Source organism: Roseateles sp. GW821-FHT09G03 (genome assembly GCF_059416045.1).
The window spans coordinates 1-23542 of sequence record NZ_JBWKOK010000010.1 but is presented as its reverse complement, the minus strand read 5'-3'; the positions used below and the strand labels follow the sequence as shown (position 1 = coordinate 23542).

At 69.1% G+C, this 23542-nt stretch carries 14 protein-coding genes; 4 read left to right on the top strand and 10 right to left on the bottom strand.

Annotated features, from left to right (window positions below):
* Window positions 1-114: 114 nt before the first annotated feature.
* On the top strand, window positions 115-4221 hold the full coding sequence (locus tag AC07OZ_RS26800) for an RHS repeat-associated core domain-containing protein (RefSeq protein ID WP_495470092.1): 4107 nt from the start codon (window positions 115-117) through the stop codon (window positions 4219-4221).
* Window positions 4218-4793 carry a tetratricopeptide repeat protein gene (locus AC07OZ_RS26795; protein WP_495470091.1) on the top strand — a complete coding sequence of 192 codons (576 nt, stop codon included), beginning with the start codon at window positions 4218-4220 and terminating at the stop codon, window positions 4791-4793. The genes AC07OZ_RS26800 and AC07OZ_RS26795 overlap by 4 nt, the downstream gene beginning before the upstream one ends.
* Before the next feature lie 30 nt (window positions 4794-4823).
* On the opposite strand, the gene guaD is transcribed toward AC07OZ_RS26795, so the two are convergent.
* Together guaD and AC07OZ_RS26785 are read right to left on the bottom strand one after the other, a co-directional pair.
* Entirely contained in the window at window positions 4824-6149 is a 1326-nt protein-coding gene (guaD, locus tag AC07OZ_RS26790; protein ID WP_495470090.1) for a guanine deaminase, read from the bottom strand.
* Between the two features lie 83 nt (window positions 6150-6232).
* Window positions 6233-7192: a LysR family transcriptional regulator gene (locus AC07OZ_RS26785; protein ID WP_495470089.1), complete on the bottom strand. Its 960-nt coding sequence runs from the start codon at window positions 7190-7192 to the stop codon at window positions 6233-6235.
* A gap of 96 nt (window positions 7193-7288) precedes the next feature.
* Here AC07OZ_RS26785 and xdhA point away from each other — a divergent pair, with 96 nt between their 5' ends.
* Window positions 7289-8812 carry a xanthine dehydrogenase small subunit gene (gene xdhA / locus AC07OZ_RS26780; RefSeq protein WP_495470088.1) on the top strand — a complete coding sequence of 508 codons (1524 nt, stop codon included), beginning with the start codon at window positions 7289-7291 and terminating at the stop codon, window positions 8810-8812.
* Entirely contained in the window at window positions 8809-11232 is a 2424-nt protein-coding gene (gene xdhB / locus AC07OZ_RS26775; protein ID WP_495470087.1) for a xanthine dehydrogenase molybdopterin binding subunit, read from the top strand. Before xdhA ends, xdhB begins: the two co-directional genes overlap by 4 nt.
* A 72-nt stretch (window positions 11233-11304) precedes the next feature.
* Here the strand turns inward: xdhB and AC07OZ_RS26770 are convergent, their stop codons facing one another.
* The 8 genes from AC07OZ_RS26770 to AC07OZ_RS26735 form a co-directional block, all read right to left on the bottom strand.
* Entirely contained in the window at window positions 11305-11832 is a 528-nt protein-coding gene (locus AC07OZ_RS26770; RefSeq protein WP_495470086.1) for a YbjN domain-containing protein, read from the bottom strand.
* Window positions 11833-11843: 11 nt separating this feature from the next.
* Complete coding sequence (locus AC07OZ_RS26765; RefSeq protein WP_495470085.1) at window positions 11844-12680, bottom strand: hypothetical protein; 837 nt, start codon at window positions 12678-12680, stop codon at window positions 11844-11846.
* 13 nt (window positions 12681-12693) lie between these two features.
* The gene (locus AC07OZ_RS26760) at window positions 12694-14478 is read right to left on the bottom strand and encodes a putative porin (protein WP_495470084.1); all 1785 of its coding nucleotides are present in this window, start codon (window positions 14476-14478) and stop codon (window positions 12694-12696) included.
* A gap of 42 nt (window positions 14479-14520) precedes the next feature.
* Complete coding sequence (locus AC07OZ_RS26755) at window positions 14521-15237, bottom strand: energy transducer TonB family protein (protein ID WP_495470083.1); 717 nt, start codon at window positions 15235-15237, stop codon at window positions 14521-14523.
* Window positions 15238-15247: 10 nt separating this feature from the next.
* Window positions 15248-15658, bottom strand: a complete 411-nt coding sequence (locus tag AC07OZ_RS26750) for an ExbD/TolR family protein (RefSeq protein WP_495470082.1) — start codon at window positions 15656-15658, stop codon at window positions 15248-15250.
* A gap of 2 nt (window positions 15659-15660) precedes the next feature.
* Complete coding sequence (locus tag AC07OZ_RS26745; protein WP_495470081.1) at window positions 15661-17457, bottom strand: DUF2341 domain-containing protein; 1797 nt, start codon at window positions 17455-17457, stop codon at window positions 15661-15663.
* Between the two features lie 52 nt (window positions 17458-17509).
* Window positions 17510-19150 (bottom strand): ShlB/FhaC/HecB family hemolysin secretion/activation protein, encoded by a 1641-nt coding sequence (locus tag AC07OZ_RS26740; RefSeq protein WP_495470080.1) that lies wholly within the window; start codon window positions 19148-19150, stop codon window positions 17510-17512.
* Window positions 19151-19398: 248 nt separating this feature from the next.
* On the bottom strand, window positions 19399-23542 hold a 4144-nt coding region (locus AC07OZ_RS26735), incomplete at its 5' end, for a filamentous hemagglutinin family protein (protein ID WP_495470079.1).

Here is a 23542-nt window from a genome sequence, read left to right as displayed (position 1 = left end):
CCGCGCCGGAATGCGAAGGAAGCAATACGAGGGGAACCACCAGCGCCATGAGCGCGGGAGGGTCGCGATACTCCGCCGCCTTGGGGAGGAAATATGAATAAATGTAAAGCGCGAATGAGCGCTCTGGTTGCGCTCGCCTTTCTTCAGTCGACGACGGCAATGGCCGCTGCGACTGAGAAGCCCTTGCCGACGGTTCCCGTGGAATCACCGGAAGCGCCACCCGTGCCCGACGCCACTCTGCCTACGTCCGTCACCGATGGCACTCGCCCGCCTCCGCCGTTGCCTCCGGACCGCCCACCCGCCGGGCGTGACATCACCGATGGCGGCGCCGGCCCCGGCGGCAGTGACCCCTCACCGGGCCAGCAGCAAGCGGCGCCAGCAAAGGACAACGCCAAGGCAGAGAACCCGTGCGAAGGCGATGGGAAGGGAAAGAACCCCACCACCGGCAACCCCGTCATCATCGCCACTGGCGAGAAGATCAAGACCGAGGTCGATTTCACCTCCGCCGGCCTTTACGGTCTGAGCCTCTCTCGTCATTACCGCAGCATGCCGGCGACCTACGGCGCCAATGGCATGTTCGGCCCTAAGTGGTTTTCCAGCCTGTCGACGCTGAAGCTCATGACCGCCGGGCAGGTCAACAATCCGGACTGGGGAATCATTCCGCAGACGGTGAACCTCTGGAATGCCGACGGCTCGCGTGAACACTATCGGTTGATCCCGAGTGCGTCAGACCCCTTCATCTACACGACAGGCGCCGCGAGTGGCGGCACCTTGGAGTACCTGCCGTACTACGGCTATCTGCTGACAAAGGGTCAGACCGTCTATTTCTATTCGGACGACGGCTACCTGCAATCGGTGACTGGTCCTCAAGGTCAACGGACGCAACTGCAATACGGCGCGCCTGGGCAGGTCAGCACGATCACGAACACAGTCGGGCAATCCGTGGTCTTCGAATGGTCGGCGGGACATGTCACCGCGGTGACCGATCCTGCCGGCAATCGCTGGACATACGGCTACGACGGCAACGGCATGCTGGCGTCCGTGACTTCGCCCGGGCCCAATCCCGACATCAGGACGTATCACTACGAAAGCCCGGTGGGCCCGACGTTCCTGACCGGCATCTCGATCAACGGCATCAGGCACACGACCTATGCCTACTACGGCGATCAGCGCGTCAGCTCGAGCGGTACCACCAACGGGGAAGCGCGCGACACCTTCACCTACAACACCGGCAACAGCACGGTGACCGTGACCGATCGCGCCGGACAGCCGACGACCTACGCCTATCAATGGACGGGCGACGCCTATCGGCTCATCAGCACCTCGCAGGCCCAGACCAGCAGTTGCGCATCGAGCATCGCGTCGATGGGCTATGACGCCTATGGCTACGTCAATCTCTCCGTCGATCGCAAAGGCAACCGGACGGAGTACCAGAACGACAGCGCCGGCAAGCTGATGAAGGCGATCTACGCCGCCGGCACAACGGACAAGCTGTCGCAAGTGAACACCTGGTCCGGCAATCGTCTGAGCGAGACGACGTTCCTCAATGCCAACGATCTGGCTTATCGCAAGATCAAGTACACCTACGTATCGTCTGGATCCGCGAGCGGGGAGTTGGAGACACAAACTGTTGTTGATCTCCTCACGTCCCGGGAGAGAAAGCTCACCTACGGCTACACCTTCCATCCGAGCGGCGCATTGGCCCAGCGCTCGACGACGGTCACGCTACCGGCCGGCCCCGTCACCACGAGCGTCAACTATGACGCCTCTGGAAATCTTGCATCGACGGTCAACTTCGCGGGACAGACCTCGACCTGGTCGTCGTACAACGGCCTGGGAAAGCATGGTCGATTCACCGACGTCAACGGCGTGAGCATCGACTATCTGTACGACGCGAAGGGCAATCAGACTCAGCGGACTCAGCGCCTGCCGACGGGTAATCGGACGACAACGATCGCCTACAACAACAATCGGCAGCCGGAAAAGATCCAGAATGCCGACGGCACTGGCACGACCATCTTCTACAACAGCGCAATGCGCGCCATTTCCGTAGGAGACCTGTTTGGGGATAGCGTCCAGTTCGACATTTGGATCGAATCGAACTCTGAAGAGACTTCGTCGTATCGGGAGCGGCCGTACCTGAGTGGTCAAACTTTGGCCTCTCGCGCGGGCGGGAAGTTTTCGAGCCGCCTGTATAGAGATAGCCGTATGCGCGACTGGAAGCGTTCGGGCAACAACGGGCAACTCTGGACTTATGGCTATGACGCCAACGACAACCTCACATCGACGACGGACGCCGTAGGAAACACGCAAAGCTTCAGCTACGACAGCCTGGATCGTCTCAAGACCAGCGAGACGGGGGATCACGGGGTCACGGCGTTCGGTTACAACGCCGAAGGACAATTGGCGACAGTGCAGGATCCACGAGGCCTGACCACGAGCTATGAGAGCAACGGCTTCGGTGAACGTACCAAGGTGACCAGTCCGGATACCGGCGCCACGACCTTCGGTTACGACGCGGTCGGTCGGTTGCAGACGATGACGCGCGCCAATGGCGTTGCAACGACGTTCAGTTGGGACACCCTGAGTCGAATGACCAGTCGATCTTCGGGCGGCGTGACCGAGACACTGGCGTACGACCAAGGCTCCTATGGCAAGGGACGGCTGACGGGTTTCAGCGATGCCTCGGGATCGACGTCCTACATCTACAACGCGGACGGTCAGCTGTCGTTCCAGGGCGTGAATGTGGCGGGACAGGATTTCGGCTTCTCATGGAGATACGACACATTCGGTCGCCCCATCAACATGACCTACACCAACGGGATCTCGCTGAGCTATACGTATGACAACCGCGGGCGCGTGAGTCGTATCAGCAGCAATCACACGGGAGCCTGGTCGACGCTGGCGGATCAATTCCTCTATCAACCCGCGACGGCACGCGTCTTCGGGTGGCGCTTTGGAAATGGACTGGCCCGCATGGTGACCCTCGACCTGGATGGACGCATCATGGCGTTGTCGAGTCCGGGAGTTCACGGCTTGGATTTTTCGTATTACGCGACGGACACGGTCCAGCAGATCGCAGACAGCATCTACCCCAATCAGACGGCTTCGTTCGGATACGACGCCACGGATCGACTCACCAGCGTGGCACGCAGCGGCGACGACCAGAGCTTCGTTCTGGACAAGATGGGCAATCGGACCAGCTATACGAGACAGGGCAACAGCGCAGCTCTCACCCTGCAGCCGTCGACCAACCGGCTCGCATCGGTCGGCGGCTCGCAATGGAGAAACATGGGTTACGACGCGATGGGCAACCTGTCAACGGAAAGTCGGTGGGATGGCGCACGCGGATACGGCTACGACGCTTTCAATCGGCTCTCGAGCGTGACCGTCAACGGTGTGACGGTGGCCCAGTACGCGAGCAATGCCTTCAATCAGCGGGTCTACAAGCACACCGCCCAAGGAGACACGCGCTACTTCTATTCGCCCTCAGGAGACTTGATCTACGAGGCGGGGCCACAACAGACGACGATGTACATCCGGGCGGGAGGGGAGTTGCTCGGCATCTTCCGCAACGGACAGTTCTATGCCAGCCACAACGACCATCTGGGACGTCCTGAAGTGCTGACCAACTCCTCTGCGCAAGTCGTGTGGCGCGCGGTGAACTCGGCGTTCGATCGTCAGGTGGTGACGGACTCCGTCGGTGGACTCAATGTCGGATTCCCCGGTCAGTACTGGGACCAAGAGACGGGGCTTTGGTACAACTGGAATCGGTATTACGACTCCATGTTGGGCAGATATACGCAGAGTGATCCAATCGGCCTGTCCGGAGGAATCAACACGTATGGTTATGTGGAAGGCAATCCAATTCACCGCGTGGATCCAGACGGACTGCTCTTCATGTCCACTGTTGGTGGCGTTCAACGCGGGACGACGCTCGGACAGGCCGCGACCTACGGTGTCGCAGGGAATGCTGCAATGACGGCGGGGGCGATTGGATCGATTGGGAGTGCTTCAGCGGCCTATGGTGCCTACGCGTACTTCGGTCTACTGCCCGCAGCGGCGCGCACTGCTATCTCTGTCGCGCGAGGAATCGATGAAGCAGCGCTCCCTCCACCGATTCCGCCGCGGCCTCCTCTGATTCCTCGTCCTCCTATCTGCAGACCCGGTGATCCGACGCCCCCACCACTTCCGGAATGGATCAAGCCAACAGGACCATGAAGCCCCATTCCACAACCGACGATCTCGCGGCTGCCGAATCGGCGTATCGAAGGCATGACTTCGCAGCGGCCTTCGCCCTCTACTCGCAGCTCGGCGAGGAAGGCCACGTCGACAGCCAGCTGATGGTGGCCTGGCAACTGCTCAATGGTCTTGGCGTCGCCCAAGATGAAGCGGGCGCCGCGCGTTGGTTCGAGCGGGCGGCGGCGCTCGGCTCGCCGCAGGGCAACTTCTATTGCGGCCGCTATCTCACTCGCTCAGGCCGGCACCAGGAAGCAAGAGCTCGCTACGCCATGGCGGCGGAAACGGGCCACTTGCCGTCGCTGTTCTGGCTCGGTTATGCAACCGCGCGAGGCAAAGGCGTCGAGGCCAATCCCGTCGAGGGCTACCGATACCTGATACAGGCCGCAAAGCGCGGACACATGCACGCGCTCCGAGAGATCGCGGTCCTGGATCTCCGAGGCCACCGCGGGCTGCCTTGGCGGCTGATTGGCCTCGGGGAATACCTCGCCGCAGTTCTCGGCGCGTTTGTCTTGTCTCTCGTTGACCGCCAGTCTGACCGTCTCCGTGCGTAGTCGATCCATCGCGGATCGGAATCTCACGCATCAGCTCGCTGCAAACCCCCTGCGATAACGCGGCACGCCGGCGACGTAGCTCGCCACCAGGTTGCGGTCGTCCGACAGCGTCATCCACGCGAAGGCGCGCTCATGCGGGTCGCGCGCCAGGGCCATGCGCGCCTCGGCGACCGGGCCGGCGGCCCAGTCCCAGATGCAGACGTCGGCCAGGGTCTTCGCGCCGAAGTGGCCCAGCTCGTCCGACAGCCCCAGCGCCTCCGCCGCGCCGAGCGTCGCCGCATGCAGCCCCGCCCACGCCGTCAGGCGCTGGCCGTTGAGCGCCTGCACCTTGTAGCCGTCCGCCAGCGTGCGCTGCGCCGACAGCGAGGTGCCGCCGCCCACGTCGCTGGCCGCGCTCACGCGCACGCCCGCGGCGAGCGCGCCGGGCCAGTCGAACAACCCGCTGCCCAGGAACAGGTTGGACGAGGGGCAATGCGCGATGTGGGCACCGGTCCGCGCGACGACGCGGCGATCCTCGTCGTCCAGCCAGATGCCGTGCGCCAGCACCGCGCGCGGATGCAGCAGGCCGACGCGGTCGTAGACGTCGAGGTAGCTGCGCGCTTCGGGGAAGAGCTTGGCCACCCACTCGACCTCCCCGCGGTTCTCGGCCACGTGCGTCTGCATGTAGAGGCTGGCATCCGCGCGGCACAGCGCGCCGGCCATCGCGAGCTGCTCGGGGGTGCTCGTCGGCGCGAAGCGCACGGTGACGGCGTAGGAGAGCCGCTCGCGGTTGTGGTGCTTCGCGATCAGGTCGAGGCAGTCGCGCTCGGCCTGCACGACGTCGTCCCGCAGCGCCTCGGGCGCGTTGCGGTCCATCAGCACCTTGCCGGTGATGAGCCGCATGCCGCGCTCTGCGGCGGCATCGAACAGCGCATCCGCCGAGACCTTGTGCACCGTCGGATAGACGACCGCCGAGGTCGTGCCGTGCGCCAGCAGCGCGTCCAGGAAACGTCCCGCGCCGATGCGCGCGATCTCGGGATCCTGATAGCGCTGCTCCGCCGGGAAGGTGTAGGTGTTGAGCCAGTCCAGCAACTCCGTGCCATAGGACGCGATCACGTCCAGCTGCGGGCTGTGCACGTGCGTGTCGACGAAGCCCGGCAGGATCAGCCGCCCGCTGTGGTCATGGCGGACCCAGCCCTCGCCCGGATCCTCGGGCTGCGCACCGACGATGCGGCCATCCTCGATCAGCAGCCAGTGATCCGGACGGAAGCGCACGGCGGGGTCGTCCACGCGCGCCCACTGCGGCGCGGCGGTGAAGTCCAGCAGGTCGCCCTTCAGGGCCAGGCTTGCGGGAGCGGCGGATCGGTCGGTCGTCATGCGTTCAGCGGAAGGAGATTCGAAGAGAGGAAATCGGCGGAAGGAACTCAGGAAGCGATTCAGGCGCGGCGACTCAGAAGCCCCTATTTCACGAGCTCGCGCGCGACTTCGCGCACCTGCTCGCGCAGCCAGCGCAGTGGCGCGCTGTTGTGGCTGACGTCGTGCCACAGCTGGTAGTACGTCATCGGCGGGAACTGCACCGGGCAGCGCAGCACCGTCACCGGCAGTTGGTCCAGGTAACGGTTGCAGAACAGCCGGCCGGTGGTCAGCACCAGCAAGCTGCGCGCCACCATCTGCGGCAGCTGTCCGAAATGGGCGCAGCGCACCGAGATGCGGCGCTCCAGCCCGAGCGAGGCCAGGTGCTGCTCGATCACGCCCGGCTGGCCGCGGCTCAGCGGCATCGGCGCCAGATGCTGGCAGTCGAGGTAGCGCTCCTGCGTCCACGCGCGCGGCGTCATCCGTGCGGCGGGATGGTCCTTGCTGACCAGGCACACGACCTCGTCCACCAGCAGCCGGCCCATGTGGAGTTCGCCGGGCGGCTCCAGCCAGTTGCCGATCACCAGGTCCACCTCGCCGCGGGCGAGCGAGGCCCGGTAGTCGAAATCGGCGTTCAGCGGCTGCAGGTCGAGCTGCACGCCCGGCGCCAGGCGCTGCAGGTGCGCCACCAGCATCGGCAGGAACAGCGGATCGAGGTAGTCGCTGGCCGCGACGCGCAGGCGCAACTCAGCGGTGGAAGGGTCGAAGCCCGATTTGCGCAGCCGCGCGCCGAACAGTTCGTCGGCCTCGCGCAACAAACGTTCAGCGGGGGCGAGCAGTTCCAGCGCGGTCGCGGTCGGCGTCATCCCGGCGCCGCTGCGCACCAGCAGCGGATCCCCCGTCAGGGTGCGCAGACGCCGCAGCTGCGCGCTCAAGGCGGGCTGCGTGCTGCCGAGCCGCATGGCGGCCCTGGACACACTGCGCTCGGAAATCAAGGTATGCAGGACCCGCACCAGAAGGAGGTCGATCTTGTCGAAGTTCAGCGCTTCCGACATGTCAGATGGCATATGAATGTCATAACACCCATCGTATAACCATAGCGCCGTCGGAGGAGTACCGTTCTGGTTAATTGCATCCGTGCGCGCCCCAGCCTGTTCCCGTCCATGACCTCTCCCCGTCCGATCCGCTTCTTCCACCAGGGTCAGCTGCAGTCCGTGACCGGTCTGCCGCCGACGACCACGGTGCTGCAGTACCTGCGCGAGCACGCCCGCTGCGCCGGCACCAAGGAAGGCTGCGCCGAGGGCGACTGCGGCGCCTGCACGGTGCTGGTCGGCGAGCTGGATGCGGACGGCCACGCCGTCGGCCTGCGCAACGTCAACGCGTGCATCCAGTTCCTGCCGATGCTCGACGGCAAGGCGCTGCTGACCGTCGAGGACCTGGGCGACAGCACCGACCTGAACCCGGTCCAGCAGGCGCTGGTCGACTGCCACGGCTCGCAATGCGGGTTCTGCACGCCCGGCTTCGCGATGACGATGCAGGCGATCTATGAGCGGCACCAGGCCTGCGGCACGCGGCCGGAGCGCCAGGCGCTCGCGGACGACCTGTCGGGCAACCTGTGCCGCTGCACCGGTTACCGGCCGATCCTGGACGCGGGCGAGCGCATGTTCGACGCGCCCGCGCGCACGATCGATCGCGCGCCCATCGTCGAGGCGCTGCGTGTGCTGGCCGAGGACCCGCCGCTCCATTACGAAGCGCCCTCGCGCGCCGGTTCGCCGCAGCGCGTCTTCGCGCCGCGCTCGATCAACGCGTTCGCCGCGTTGCGCGAATCGATGCCGCAGGCGCGGCTCGTTGCTGGCGCGACCGATGTCGGACTCTGGGTCAACAAGCAGCAGCGCGAACTCGGCGACGTGATCCTCACGGGGAGCGTCGAGGAACTGCGCCGCATAGACACGATCACGGTGCAGGAGCGCACCACGCTGCGCATCGGCGCCGCGGTGACGCTCGAAGAGGCCTGGTCCGCGCTGACCGCGCACGTGCCCGCCCTGCGCGAGCTGTGGCTGCGCTTCGCATCGCCGCCGGTGCGCCACGCCGGCACGCTGGGCGGCAACATCGCCAACGGCTCGCCGATCGGGGATGGCGCGCCGGCGCTGATCGCGCTGGGTGCGCGCATCGTGCTGCGCCGTGGCGCGACGCGGCGCACGCTGCCGCTCGAATCCTTCTATCTGGACTACATGAAGAACGCGCTCGAGCCCGGCGAGTTCGTCGAGGCGCTCGAGGTCCCCACCCCGCCGCCCGGCACGCGGCTGCGCGGCTACAAGATCGCCAAGCGCTACGACAGCGACATCTCCGCCGTCTGCGCGGTGCTGAGCCTGCGGCTCGAGGACGGCGTCGTGCGCGATGCCCGCTTCGCCTTCGGCGGCATGGCCGCGATCGTCAAGCGCGCGGCGAAGGCCGAGGCTGCGGTGACCGGCCGCGCCTGGGACGAGGCTGCGTCCATCGCTGCGGCCGCCGCGCTTCGCGAGGACTTCAAGCCGATGACCGACCTGCGCGCGAGTGCCAGCTACCGCGAGCGCACCGCCGCGAACCTGATCCGCCGCTTCTGGCTGGAGACCCGCGCCAACGCGCCGATCGCCGCCGAGGCGAGCAGCGTCTGGCAGGCCGTCAACCTGCAGCGGAGCGTCGCATGAACAAGCCCTCGGAACTCCCGGTCGGCTTCAGTGTCGAGGAGCCCATCGATGCGCCCCCCGCCGCATTGCAGCCGCAGGTCGGCGTCAGCCGCGCGCACGAGGCCGCGCACCTGCACGTCAGCGGCGAGGCCACCTACATCGACGACATCGCCGAGGCCCAGGGCACGCTGCACGCGGCGCTCGGACTGTCGCCGGTGGCGCACGGAACGCTCGTGTCCATCGACATCGCGCTGCTGCGCCGTCAGCCGGGCGTCGTCGCGGTACTGACCGCCGCCGACATTCCCGCCGAGAACAACTGCGGCCCCCTGCTCCACGACGATCCCATCCTGGCCGACGGCGAACTGCGCTACGTCGGCCAGCCGGTCTACGCGGTGATCGCGACCGATCGCGAGCTCGCGCGCCGCGCCGCCGCGATGGCGAAGCAGGCCATCGTCAGCACGCCGCTGCCGGCGGTGCTGACTGCGCGCGAGGCCCATGCCATCGGGCAATACGTCATTCCGCCGATGCATCTGGCGCGCGGCGATGCGCAGGCCGCGCTCGCCGCAGCGCCTCATCGACTCGATGGCGAGTGGGCCGTCGGCGGGCAGGAACAGTTCTACCTGGAAGGCCAGATCAGCTACGCGCTGCCGCAGGAGAACCAGGCGCTGCTGATCCACTGCTCGACGCAACATCCGTCGGAGATGCAGCAGCTGGTCTCGCATGCGATGGGCTGGCAGTCCCACCAGGTCACGGTGCAGTGCCGGCGCATGGGCGGCGGCTTCGGCGGCAAGGAATCGCAGTCGGCGCTCTTCGCCTGCGTCGCGGCGATCGCCGCCCACCAGCTGCGCCGGCCGGTCAAGCTGCGCGTCGACCGTGACGACGACTTCCTCGTCACCGGCCGCCGTCACGGCTTCGACTACCGCTGGTCGGTCGGCTTCGACGACGAGGGCCGGATCCTTGGCGCCGAGATCGACCTGATCTCCAACTGCGGCCACAGCGCCGACCTGTCGGGGCCCGTGATGGCGCGCGCGCTGTGCCACTTCGACAACGCCTACTGGCTGCCGAACGTGTCGATGCACGGCTACGCCGCGAGGACGAACACGCAGAGCAACACCGCCTTCCGCGGCTTCGGCGGCCCACAGGGCGCGCTGGCGATCGAGATGATCCTCGACGGCGTCGCGCGGCGACTGGGCCTCGATCCGCTGACGGTGCGGCAGCGCAACTTCTATCGCGACGGCCAGGACGTCACGCCCTACGGCCAGCGCGTGGAGGACAACCAGATCCAGGCGCTCACGGACCACCTGGTCGAGACCTCCGGGTACCACGCTCGACGCGCGGAGATCGCGGCCTTCAACGCGGCCAACCCGGTGCTCAAGCGCGGGCTGGCGCTGACGCCGGTGAAGTTCGGCATCTCGTTCAACGTCGTCCACCTGAACCAGGCCGGCGCGCTGGTGCATGTCTACACGGACGGCTCGGTGCTGGTGAACCACGGCGGCACGGAGATGGGCCAAGGGCTCAACACCAAGGTCGCGCAGGTGGTGGCCCACGAGCTGGGCGTGTCGGCGTCACAGGTGCGCGCGAGCGCGACCGACACGAGCAAGGTCGCCAACACCTCGGCGACGGCGGCATCGACGGGATCCGACCTCAACGGCAAGGCGGCGCAGGATGCGGCGCGCAAGATCAAGCAGCGCCTGAAGCCGCTGGCGGCGCGGCTGCTCGGCTGCGATGAAGAGGCGCTCGTCTTCGACGGCGGCGAGGTCCGGGTCGACGGACGAGCCGATGGCAACGGCGATGGTCATCGCGAAGGCCTCGACGGTCCGAAGGCGATCAGCTTCAAGGAGCTCGTCGCCAAGGCTTACCTGGAGCGCATCCAGCTGTGGAGCGACGGCTTCTACGCGACGCCGGGCCTGCACTGGGACCGCGCGAAGCTGCAGGGCCGCCCGTTCTACTACTACGCCTTCGGCGCGGCGGTGTCGGAAGTGCTCATCGACACGCTGACCGGCGAGACGCGCGTACTGCGCGCCGACGTGCTGCACGACGTCGGCAAGTCGCTCAATCCGGCGCTGGACATCGGCCAGGTCGAAGGCGCGTTCGTGCAGGGCCAGGGCTGGCTGACGAGCGAGGAGCTCGTCTGGCATCCGCAGTCAGGCCTGCTGCTGACGCACGCACCCAGCACCTACAAGATCCCGACGGCCAACGACATGCCGCAGGACTTCCGCGTCGCGCTCTACGACGCGCCAAACGCGGCTGACAGCATCCACCGCTCGAAGGCGGTCGGCGAGCCGCCGCTGCTGCTGCCGTTCTCGGTGCTGCTCGCGATCAAGGACGCGGTCGCGGCCTGCGGGCCGGAACGCTGCGATCCGCCGCTGCGCGCGCCGGCGACGCCGGAGGCGGTGCTGGATGCGGTGGAGGCAGTGACGCAGGACCGCGCATCGGCATGAGCCGTCCTGGGCCGTCCAGGGCAATCCCGCGCCACATGGGGCCCTCCAGGAACGCCTGGGAGGCCCTGAGCGTCAGGCCGCCGCAGCCGCTGCGGCCTCGCCTTCCGTCCTGAAGTTCCTCAGGAACGCAAAGAACTGCCCCATCATCTGCGTCCACAAGCGCAGCTGAACATCGAGGTGGTCCTTCGAGACGCCGCCCACCGCGACGATGTCCATCTCCAGCACCACGTGATCGGCGTGCCGCGAGACGCGCGCGAAGCGCTTGGCGCGGTGCCACTCCGATTCCAGCGTGGCCGGCAGCGATCCGCCCTGCACGCGTAGCGGGCAGCTCAGCGTCAGGTCGGCCCAGCGGACCGCTCCACCGTCCTCGGCCGGCGGGACCGGATTGCCCCATAGCACCTGGAAAGCCACGCCGTGGCAGGCGCTGTGCAGATGCGACACGCCGTCCGGCGCCACCACCGGCGTGACGCCGCAGCCCGCGGCTTGGATCGCCTCGGTGACGACCCCCGCGTCCAGCAAGGTCAGCAGCTTCGTTTCCACGCGCGACTCCGTCGCGGCGGTCGTCGTCGGCTCGAGATCAATCTGCGTTGTTTCGGTCATTCATTCGTCCTTCAAGGGGTGGTGGCCGCAGGCGCGGCCGCCGCCGGTGCTTCCTGCGTCGCGCGCGGGTCGAAGCGGCCTTCGTACAGCTTGTCGCCGTGCTGCTGCGCGATCTCGTCGAGCCGCACGCGGCTCTTCGCCGCGAACGGCAGACGCGTCGCCAGAATCGTCCCCGGGCCGAGCGTCTCGTAGGCCTTCAGCACGTCCAGGCCCGCCTCGTACAGCTGCTGGTTCTTGGCCTGGCACTGCTTCATCGCCTGCGACCGCGCCTCGACGTCGAGGGCCAGGCGTTGCCGTTCCGCCTCGCTGGTCCGCGCCAGCTTCAGCAGCTCGTCGTAGGCGGCTCGCATCTGTGCGGCCTGCGCCGTCGAGCGCTCCGCCGCGCCCTTGGCTGCGTCGCGCGCCTCGGTCAGTTGCCGGTCCTGCTGCTCGCGCTGCTCGCGGGCCTCGCGCTCGCGGGACAGCGCGGCGCGCTGCTCGGCGAGTTCGCGCCGCAGCGTCACGACCTCCGCCGTGGTCGCCGCCGCTGTCGGTGATGGCGTGGCGCTCCGCGTCGCCGTGGCGCCCTTCAACAGCGCGAGCTCGTTCTGCGCCTGCTGCAGTTGCGCCGTCGTGGCGCGCAGCTGCGTGCGCAGCCGCTCCTCCATCGACGGCTGCTGCGCCAGCGCGGGCGCGACCAGCGTCAACGCACCGAGCGCGAGTCCGGCGAACAACGCGACGGGACCGGACACGAGCGGGCGTGATGCAGCCGACGAGCGCGACGATCCTGACGAGAGGGCCCGGCCGGATCGACCGGTACTGGTGGCCGGCCGCGACGGCGGACGCCGCGGCAAGAGTGTGGTGGGCATGGCGGCGTGCTCCTCAGAAGCGGGCGTTGAACTCGAGCTGCAGCGTGTCGATCGACAGCGGCGCGCCGTAGACCTCCTTCGACGACATCCAGCGTCCCGTGAACCACGCGTTCTTGTCGAACGCGTACGAGCCGCCGACGATGAAGCCGCGCGCGTTCGTGCCGCCGTTGTGGAAGGACGAATCGTTGTAGCCGTCGGGCAGCGCATCAGGCTCGATGCGCTTGTAGGCGGCCAGCAGGTTCCAGTCGCCACGCGCCTGCGTCACCGGCCAGCCCAGCGTCGCCTGCACCGTGTACGCCGAGCCGCCGCTGCGGAACGCCGCGCGCCCCACGCCGCCCGAGCTGTCGAAGTTGTTGAGGATGTTGCCGCGCGCCCGCGCGAACATCTCGTCGGCGTTGTAGGCCAGGTTGCGCAGGACGTTGCCGTCCAGCCGCAGCCCGAGCCCGCCAGCCACCTGTGTGTCCCAGCGCAGGTTCAGGTCCAGCAGCCGGAAGCGTGAGGCCAGGCCGAAGTACTGCGGCATCGGCGTGTTGGCCGGGTCGTCCGGATTCAGCGCGATGTCGCGCAGCGACATGATGGTGTTGCCGCGCTGCATGAACACCGGCCGGGACCAGTCGCTGCCGCAGTGGTCCTCGCCCGCGTACAGCGCGCAGGGCGCGGAGAGCTCGCCGCTGATGTTGCGGAAGTCGTAGCCCGCCACGCCGACGGTCACGCGGTTGGCTTGGTTGAGCTTCCACTTGAAGCCGCCCTGCAGCCCAAGCAGCCACTTGCTCTTGCTGGCCATCTTGTCCTGGCCGGTCTTGGGGAAGTCGTTGGAGAGGTATTCCAGCGGGATGAAGCCGGCGGTACTGAAGAGCTCCAGGTCCTTGTTGCTCTCGGGGACCAGGCGCGCCTGCGCCGCGACGCCGTCCATGTTCAGGTCGGACGAGAACAGCATGTCGGTCGACAGGAACGGGTTGCCGAAGCGGCCGCCCGTCACCGTCAGTCCCTTCATCGGCTTGTACGAAAGCCAGGCCTGGTCCAGCCAGATCGACTTCTTGTCCAGGCCGCCGCCCAGCGTCTGCGTCGTCGACACCGGATTCGCGTCGCTGCCGGTGGCCACGCGGATGCCGGCCTGCGTGTCCTCGGACAGGTCGGCCACGACGCCCAGCCGGGCCCGCACGCGCCACTGGTTGTTGCGGTCCTGGCGAGTGTTGATCAGCGGCGGCAGGCCGGCGGTCGTGTTCGGGTTGACGTCATACGGATTGCCGTCGTTGATCGCCGCGAAGTTGACTTCCTGGTTGCTGTTGTTGCCCGAGTACATGCGCGACTCGTTGCGCACGCGCACGTCGCCCTCGATGCGGATGCGCTTGGACCACTCCGGCGTCTCGTTGGGCGCGGCCCAGCCCTCGGCCTTGGCCTGCGCCATCACCTCGGTGCGCACCTCGTCGCGGATCTGGTCCTTCACGACCTGCGGCACGTAGGTCACGCGCACGTCGCCGCCCTCGGCCCGCGTCACCGCGGCGCCACCAGCTGCTGCGACCGCAGTGCCTGCAGCACCCGGCGCCGCGCGACGCTGCGCGGCCTGCGCCGCCGTCGCCTCGGCCTGCGCCTGCGCCAGCAGTGCATCGCCGACGTCCTTGGCCAGGGCACCGCTCTTCATCAGGCCTCGGATCAGCTTGACCATCGTGCTTTCCGCGGGCGCCGCAGCGGCGTCCTGCGCCATGGCCGGCGCGCAGACCATCGTCAGCGAGACGACGCAGGCCGCGGTCACGGCGTTCGCGGCCTTCGCGGCGTTCATCACCTTCAGTTGTTTCATGTCGATCTCTCGAGATTCGGAAAAACGGAGCACGCCGCCCGATCAGGGCCGCACGCCTTTCATGGAGACACGCATCGGGTACCGCAGCGACGCCGGTGGACGTTCATCCAAGGCGTCGAGCTCGCGCAGCACCGCCAGCACCAGCGCGTCGACGCGCGGCGTGCCGGAGCCCTGCACCAGCTCCACGCGCGATGTCTTGCCAGCCGCGTCGAGCCAGAGGTCCAGCCGGATGTCCTCGAAGGCGAGGTGCCGCGTGCGCGCGTCGCGCAGCAGCACCTGCTGCAGCCGGCTCGATACGTAGCGCGTGTACGAGCCTGCGCCGAGTCCACCGCCGCCACCGCCACCGGTGGACCCGCCGCCGCGTCCGGCCTGGATGCCGAAGGCGTCGTTGCCCGCCTGCGCATCGCCGGCGATCGTCACCGGGTCGGCCGCGAGGTCGCGGCTCGGCTCCGGCGCCTTGTCGTCCATCGGCTTCTCGGCGGGCTTCTCCGGCGTCGGGTCCGGCTCGGTGATCTTCTGGGGCTTCTCGGGCTCCGGATCGGGCCGCCGCTCGGGTTCCGGCGGCGGGGGTGGCGGAGGCGGCAGCGGCAGGCTCAGCAGCGCCGTCTGCGGCGCCTCGCGGCGCTGCGCCGCGGTGTCCGACATCAGATGCCACACCAGCCCCGCCGCAGCCGCCAGCAGGCCCGCGGCGATCGCCCAGCCGCCCCAGCGGCGCCACGCGGCCCGCAACGGCCTTGGGGAAAGACGGTTCGAGTCCACGCTGCGTTCCTCAGGACGGCTTGCCGGTGACCAGGCCGACCTGGCTCAGCTCGATGCGGCTCAGCAGGTCCAGCACCTCGACCACCTTGGCGTAGGGCACCGACGACTCGCCGCGCACGATCACCGGGAAGTCGGGCGTCAGCGCCTTCTCGGTGCGCAGCCGTTCCTCGAGCTCCGTCAGCGACACCGGGTACGCGTCCAGGAAGAGCCGGCCCTCGTTGTCGATCGTGATCGCCTTGGTCTTGGGCTTCTCCAGCGCGACGGACGAACTCGCCTTCGGCAGGTCCACCTTGATGCCGGGGATGCTGGCGTTGCTGGTCAGGATGAAGATCACCAGCACCACCAGCAGCACGTCGACGAAGGGCGTGATGTTGATGCCGCCCGAGCGCTTCTTGACGCCGAACTTCGCTGCGCGGGCCATGGTCAGGCGCTCCGCATCGTCGTCACCGGCGCGGGCGCCTGGCGGCCCTCGCCCTGCTCTTCGGCGAGGCGGGTGGCGAACTCGTCGACGAACACGGCCATGTCCGCGCCGATCGCGTCGGAGCGCGCCGACAGCCAGTTGTAGCCGAACAGTGCCGGGATCGCGACGCCCAGGCCCGCGGCCGTGCACAGCAGCGCCGCGGCCATGCCCGGCGCGACCGAGTTGATGTCCACCGCGCCGGCCATCGCCGCGACGACGAACACCAGCATGATCCCGATCACGGTGCCGAACAGGCCGACGTAGGGCGCGCCCTCGATCGTGGTCGACAGCCAGTTCATGCGGCGCGCCATCTTCTCGGACTCGCGCACCATCACGCCGTCCATCGCGGCGCGGATCGCGCCGATCGTGGACGCGGACACCGCGTTCACGTCGTAGCCGCGTTCATGGCGGCGGCGCAGTTCGTCGATGGCGACGGCATACAGGCGCCACAGCGGCGCGTCGGCCTTGACGTCCTCCGCCACGCGGTCGCCGCGCGACAGCGAGTCCAGCGCCTGGCCGGCAGTCTCGCGGAAGCTCGCCATGAAATCGGCGTTGGCGCGTTCCATCGCGCCGAACGCGCGGCCCTTGCCGATCATGATGATCCAGGACACGGCCATCATCAGGCCGAGGATCGCGACCACGATCCAGGCGTCCAGCGGCATCGCCGCGACGATGAAGCCGAAGTGGCTCTTGCCGGCCTGCTGCTCGTCGGGACCGAAACGCGTGAGGCGCGACTCGGCGCCCTGCGAGACGGCGTCCGCCATCAGCAGCGCATCGGGCCGGGCGACCTTGGACAGGCGCAGTTCGTCGATGGCGCCGCTGAACGCGTTGGCGGAGGTTCCGCCGGTGGCGCCCTGCCCCTGGCCGTCGCCGCCGATCGCGGCTGCGGTGTTGAGTGCCGGCAGACCGCCTGCGAGTCGTGTAGCCACGCGGCCGCCGACCAGCAGCGTGACGCTGTCGGACGTCGCCTTCACTGCCAGGTGCGACCACTGGCCGGCCTGGATCGGCTGGCCCGGCGCGCTGCGCTGGCCGTTGACCTCGACGAAGGGCACGCCCTGGTCGACGCCGATCACCAGGTGTCCGCCGCCGTCATGGCGGGCGTAGACGACCTGGCGCTCGCCCAGCGCTTCCGGACGGATCCACGCGCTGAAGGTGAACGGCGCCCGCGCGCCGACCGCCAGCGACGGCGAGGCCGGCAGCATCAGCGGCCCACGGCCCAGTTGGGCGCCGCGGCCGATCACGGTGCCTTCGGCCGGCGGTGTCGCGGTCTGCGCGTTGTTGCCGTAGGCGGTGGTGTCGCGCGCCGGGGCGCCGGTCTCGGCGAAGTGGTAGACCAGCGTGTAGTCCGGATCGAAGCTGCGCTGCCCGTTGCCCGCGGCCGGCGCCTTCTTGTTGCCGTAGTACATCCAGATCTGCTGCGGCGCGCCGGCCGGCAGCGCCGGCACGTCGATCCACACCAGGGCCATGCCCAGCAGCGCATCGAACTGCTCGATCTGGTGGTTGAGCACGGTCTTGTCGTCGGCGGCGACGAAGCGCAGGTCGGCGCCGTTCTCGGACACGCCTTCGAAGCTGAAGTTGCCGGTGTGCAGCCGCACCAGCACCGGCGCCCGGCCGGCGTCGCCGCCCAGGGCCGCGCCCTGCGGACCGGCGTCCAGCGTGATCGGCTTGCGATAGGCCCAGTCGGCCTGCCACCAGGCGTGGGACAGGCCCGGCCAGAGGGCGCCCATCAGCGTGAGCGCGAGAAAGAGGATGCGTCGCATGACAGAGGTCTCCGCGGAGGTCTTGGATCGAAGGAACATGGCGGTCGCCACCTCAGAAGCTGGCGTTGAGATTGAAGGTGAGGCGCGGGTCGTGGCGCTCGGTGCGCTCGCCGGCCCGCAGCGGATAGCCGAAGTCCAGCCGCCCGCTCAGGTACGGACCGAGACCGAAGCTCGCGCCCAGCCCCGCCGAATACAGCGTGAAGCGGCTCTGCTGCTCCGGCAGCGGATCGCGCAGCCGCAGGTGGCCGAAATCGAAGAAGGTGTAGAGCCGTGCGTTGTCGAGCGCGATGGCGTCGATGCTCAGCGGCGGCGTGCGCAGTTCGAAGGCGCCGACCAGGCCGACATCGCCGACGCGTTCGGCCGACAGGTAGCCGCGCACCGAGTTCATGCCGCCGGCGGCCATCTGCTCGGCCGAGACCAGCGCGGAGTCGCTGGCCTGCACGGCCACGCGCACGGCGGCCTGCGCGCCGCCCCAGAAGTTCTGGCTGGCGTTGACGTCGGCCTTGAGCACCAGGAAGCTGGGCGAGGCCTTGTAGCGCTTGTAGTCGAACTGCTGCCAGTCGCTGCCGTAGCCGAACAGGCTGCGCGTGCCGACCACCGCCGCGACGTTGAGCGCGAGCTGGTTGTCCTCGCCCTGGCGCAGGCCGGCATAGGCGAGCGTGAACGGCGCGTAGTCCAGCGGCACGTTGTCGCCGGTGGCGCCCATGCGCAGCGCTTCGCGGTTGCGCTTGACGTCCACGCCCAGGCTCAGCGCATGCCACCACGCGCCGCTGTCGGGCACCGTGTAGGTGGCCTTGAGTCCGGCCGAGTAGCCCTTGCCGAGCACGGTGGTGCCGCCGACCGTCGCGACGCTGCTGTCGGAGACATAGCCCGAGGCTTCGACGCTCCACGCGGTGTCGCGGATCGGCGCGGTGTAGGAGCCGGAGACGACGTTGGTCTGCTCGTAGTCCTGCGGCGTCGCGAACAGGCTCAGCGACGCGCTGTGGCCGGCCTGCCAGAGGTTGTCGTAGCCGATGGACAGGCTGGCGCGCAGCGCGCGCGTGTCGGCGCTCTTGTCGTTGTTGAGGCCGGCGCTGGCGCGCCACGGGCTGCGGTCGTCGACCTTCAGGTCCACGTCCATCGTGCCCGGCAGGCGGCCCGGGCGCACCAGGGGCATGACCTGACGCTGCGCGCTGTTGATCGCGTTGAGCTCGACCTGTGCCTGCTGGAAGTTGGGCACCTCGCCCTCGCGCAGCGACGGCACCTGCTCGCGCAACTCCGTCAGCGAGCTGTACTGGCTGCCGGTCACGCGCAGGCGGCCGACGCGCACCTCGCTGACCTCGATCACGACGACGCCGTCGGTGACCTGCTGCTCCGGCAGGTCCACGCTGATCGACTGGTAGCCGGCGGCCTGGTAGGCGGCGGCGAGCGCGTCGCGCGCGCCGTCGATGTCCTTGCGGGTGCGGCCCGGGCCGAGGAACGGGATCACCGCGCGCTCGATCGCGCGGGCGTCCAGCACGGTGTTGCCGCGCACCAGGTATTCGAAGACATCGACCTGGCGCGTGTCCTCCGCGGTCGCGGCGGCCGCCGCGGGCGGCGCTTCCGGCACCGGCGGCGCGGACTGCGCCTGCGCTGCCGCGGCCATCAGGCCGACCGACGCGGCACACGCCGCGCGGCCGGCCCACGCCGTCCTCCCGAGCTTTCTCTCCCTCATCTTCTTTTCCTCGCAGGTCACTTCCCGATACATAGACGGCCCGGGCTCGCCGAAACCACCGGGGGTCACGAAAACTTCATAAAAAAGTTCGGGAGGATTCGGAGCCCGGCAAGGCCTCATGACTGCCCAGACCCCGCGCGCTGCGCGCGCCCCTCACCCCTGCCCTCTCCCGCAAGCGGGAGAGGGAGAAAGAGCACCGAGCCTTGCGGGAGAGGGTGGGGGTGAGGGCCAGCGGCCTCGGCAGTCAATCAGGGCTTCGTCGGGCCCTTGTCCCGCTCGGCCAGCAGCGCCTTGCGCTCGGCCTCGGTCAACTGCGCCATCACGGCGGGATCGAGCGTCTTGCCGTGGCCGACCACCTGCACCGGACTGCGCGCGTCATAGGTCGGCGCCTGGCTCGTCGGCGATGCCGCCGGCTTGTCCGGCGCCGCCGCCGGGTCGCCGCCGGTGCCGACGACGCGCACCGTGAACACCGACGGCTGCTGCTGACGCGTCGCCTCCCGCTCGCGCTGGACCATGTCCTGCGCGGCGGTGGCCGCGGTGCTCGCGGCCTGGCTCGCGCTGGTCAGCGCGGACACGTTGACCGTGGCCACCGTCGGCAAGCCGGCGGACTGCCCCTTCACCTGGATGTTGGCGGCGTTGGCCACGTGCAGCGCGGCGATGTTGATGTTGCCGGACACGCGGATGCCGGCCTCGCCCGCGTCGACCGTGCCCAGCGGCGCGATCAGGTCGATGTCGCCGGGTTTGACCTCTGGCAGCGGATTGAGTGTCGCGATGCCGGCGCCCGTGCTCGGCACGTCCGGCGAGAGCCGCACGTTGCCGAACTCGTCGTACACCCGGCGCGGCGGCGTGAACACCAGCGTCGTCTTCGAGCCGCGGCCGGCGTTGATGTCGCCGCCGGCGGACCAGGCCAGGATGTCCCCGCCGAAGGTCGTCATCACGCGGCTCTGGCCCAGCAGGATGCTGCCGAGCGAGAACAGCTGGATGTCGCCGTCGCCGCGCGTGATCAGGCCCGCGGTCGACGGCGGGGCCGCGCCCTCCACACCGTAGGTCTGCGCGCCGCCCGGGGTCAGCACCTGGATGGAACCGCCCAGGTCGGTGTGGATGCCGGATCCGCCGTACATCAGCAGGTCCCCGCCGTTCTTGCCGCCGTCCACCACCGGGAACATCGCCGCGATCGCGTTGCGCCCGCGCAGGTAGCTGCCGGTGCGCACGCCGTCGATCGCGGTGAACTCGCGGCCGCCGGCCTTCAGCTCGGTGAAGAACACCTGACGCGCGAAGATGCGCTGCTGCTCGATCGGCAACGCCGCATAGACCGCGACGGCCTCGTCGGCGCTGCCGGCGAAGTCGAAGCGCGCCTTCAGCCAGTCGGTCAGTTCCGCGCGGTAGGTCTTGACGACCTTGCCCGGCTGGTCCGCCAGCGGCGTGCCCGTCGCGGCCTGGTTGGCCGGGTCCAGGTAGCGCTGGATGAAGTCCGCATAGTCCGCGCCCTTCGCGCCCATGCCCGCCTGGACGACGATGCTCGCGCCCGGCCGCGCATCCGACGCGACCGCGGGACCGGTGCTGTTCAGCACGCCCCGGTCGTTCTGGATCACGTTGCGGCCGGCCATGATCTCCAGCGTGCCGGGCCCCGCCACGTCGACGTTGGCGTAGAGGATGTCGCGGCCGGCCTGCAGCGTCGACACGTCGTTGCGGTTCGTGTGCACGATCAGGTTGCCCGACAGGACGGCGTTCTGGCGGGAGTCGCCGGTGAGCTCGCCCGTCACGGGCAGTGTGTCGCCGAGGCGGTTGCCGGTGTAGACGATGTCGCGGCCCGCCTTGATCGCGACCGGGCCGGCGGCCACGATGTCGCGCTCGCCGGTGCGGTCGCCGGCACCGCCGTAGGTCGCGACCGTGCCGGTGCGCAGACCGACGACGTCGCCCGCCACCGCATAGAAGCGCGAGGGCTCGGCGACCGTCGTGCGGACGGCGATGGCCTCGTCCAGCGTGTTCGCGCCGAACATCAGCACCGGATACAGACCGCGATCGATCGCGGGCGCCGTCGCGCCGCCGTTGGTGACGATGCGCGCGCCGTCCGCGTCGTAACCCGCGAATCCGGGCCGCTGCGGTGTCGCCATGATGGCCGTGTCCGCGCCGGAGCTGCTGATCGCGTAGCCGCCGCCGTACAGGGATTGCCCCGCCAGCAGCTCGATGCGGCGCTCGCCCAGCGGCGCCAGCAGCAGGCCGGCGTTGTTCCACTGGGTGGTCGCCGAGCTGACCGGCAGCAGATTGGCCGCGGAAGTGCCGTAGTAGACGCTGCCGCCGGGGGCCGTCGCGGCCACCTGGCCCGGGAGCAGGAACCAGCCGCCGTTGCTCGTGTAGTCGAAGTCGGCCACCGTGCGGTCCGCCATCGATTCGCCGGCGCGCGTGTCCAGCACCAGCTGCCCGCCCGCCGCCGTCATCTGCAAGGCCGTCCGGTCGGTCCACAGGCTGAACCAGGTCACGCCGCGCTGTCCGTTGCCGGCCATCGCGCTGAACGGCGTCGCATTGGGCGTGCCCACCAGCCCCGGATCGCCGGTACCGCCGAGCACCAGATCGCCGCGGCTGGTGATGCTCATGCCGGCGTCGCCGGGCATCAGCATCAGCCCGCCGGTGGCGCGGGTCATGGTCGACGCGTAGGGATCGGGCGCGCGCAGCTCCCGGGCGTCCTGCACGCCGCCGTAGAACTGCTCGACCGTGCCGATCTGGCCGGCGGACAGGTCGATCGCACCGCGCAGGTTCACCAGGGCGCCGTACAGCTCGTGCGTCTGCGCCGGCTGGTTGCCGCCGCCGCTCAGCCGGGCCTCGAGGTGGCTGTTCCAGCCGCCGCCGATGCGCACGTCCAGATCGCCGCCGCCGGTCTGCAGCACGCGGCCGTCGTCCAGCACGCGGCCGCTGCCGGCCACCGCCAGCACCAGCCCCTCGCCACGCGCCGCCTTGCTGTCGTTGCGGTTGCTCACCGCGGTGCCGGTGGTGCGCCGCGAGATCATGCCCGCGTCGCCGCCGACCTGGATGCGCGCGTCGCCGCCGCCCAGGGTGCCGATGCCGGTGAAGCCGGTGACCGTCGGCCAGTACAGCGGATCGCCGTTGACGTCGCGGCGGTCCTGGTAGACGTAGGTGCCGAAGTTGATCCACCACGCGGTGGGCACCTCAGCCGTGCCGCCGGTGCCTCCGCTGCCCTGACGCCACAGCCAGTTGCCCACGCCGGAACTGGCCGTCTGCATCTCGCCGCTCGCGGCCCACGAGTCGCCCGTGAGGTTCCCGCCCACGTCGACGTTCAGGTTGCCGCCGCGGTCCGGGTACCAGGCCTGGTACAGGCTGCCCGTGCCGGCCACCAGCGCCTCGTAGGCGGGGGCCTGCGAGCCGGACGCGTTGCCCAGCACCGTGCCGCCGTTGAGCGCGCCACGCGGCTGGTTGAAGCGCGCGTCGAGCGCCGCGTCACCCAAGAGAGCACCCAGACTGGTCGGCGTGCCCGCCGTGTAGACGCCGTAGGCCGACTTCATCGTCAGATCGCCGGCAGCCGCCAGCGACAGATCGCCGGTGCCGGTGCGCACGACGCTGTAGGCCGGCGCCTTGGCCGCGACCGTCGACGGCAGGTTGATCGTCGCGCCGTTGCCCAGGCCCAGTTCCCAGTAGTTGGACGGCAGGCCGAAGTCGGTCCACGAGAACGCGCCATACAGCGTGATCAGCTCGTTCTCGGTCTTGCCGACCAGTTCCGCGGGGCTGTTCATCCCCGGCGGCAGGCCGAACTGGTTGTTGAAGTCGTTCGCGCCCTGCAGGGTCAGAGTCATCTGGAGGTGACCCCGCGCGGCGTCCCAGAAGTCCATCGGCAGGCCGAAGTCGGCCCACGAGAACGCGCCGTACAGCTGGATGATCTCTTCCATCGTCTTGCCCAGCAGCGGCGTCCAGTCGCCGCTGCCGTCGGGCATGCCGACGTTGTTGAAGAGCTCGATCGCGCCGGCGGAGTTGAGCCCCGCCACCACGCCGCCCGCCGTGACCTTCACGCCGTAGTGCGTGTCGGCCAGCGTCAGCGTGCCGGTGCCGCGCGTGTTGCGCAGACGCGCGTCGGCGGCATCCAGGTCGGCGCCGGCAACCAGGCGCAGGCTCCAGGATTGCGAGCCGGCGGGCAGCAGGGGCGCGAGCGCCCAGTTCAGCGCCTGGCGTCCCGACGCATCGGCCGGACGCAGGTTCACCGAACTGGCGCCGTCAGGCAGGACGACGTTGGTGCCGGCGGCGATCAGCGCGCCCAGCGGCAGCGCGAGCCGGCCGGACTGCGTCATGTCGACCGGCAGCGCGACACCGCCCGGCCAGACCAGCCGCGCCAGCGGCACCGCCACCGGCAGCGTCGCGCCGGCACCCAGGCGCGCGCCGGCCGGC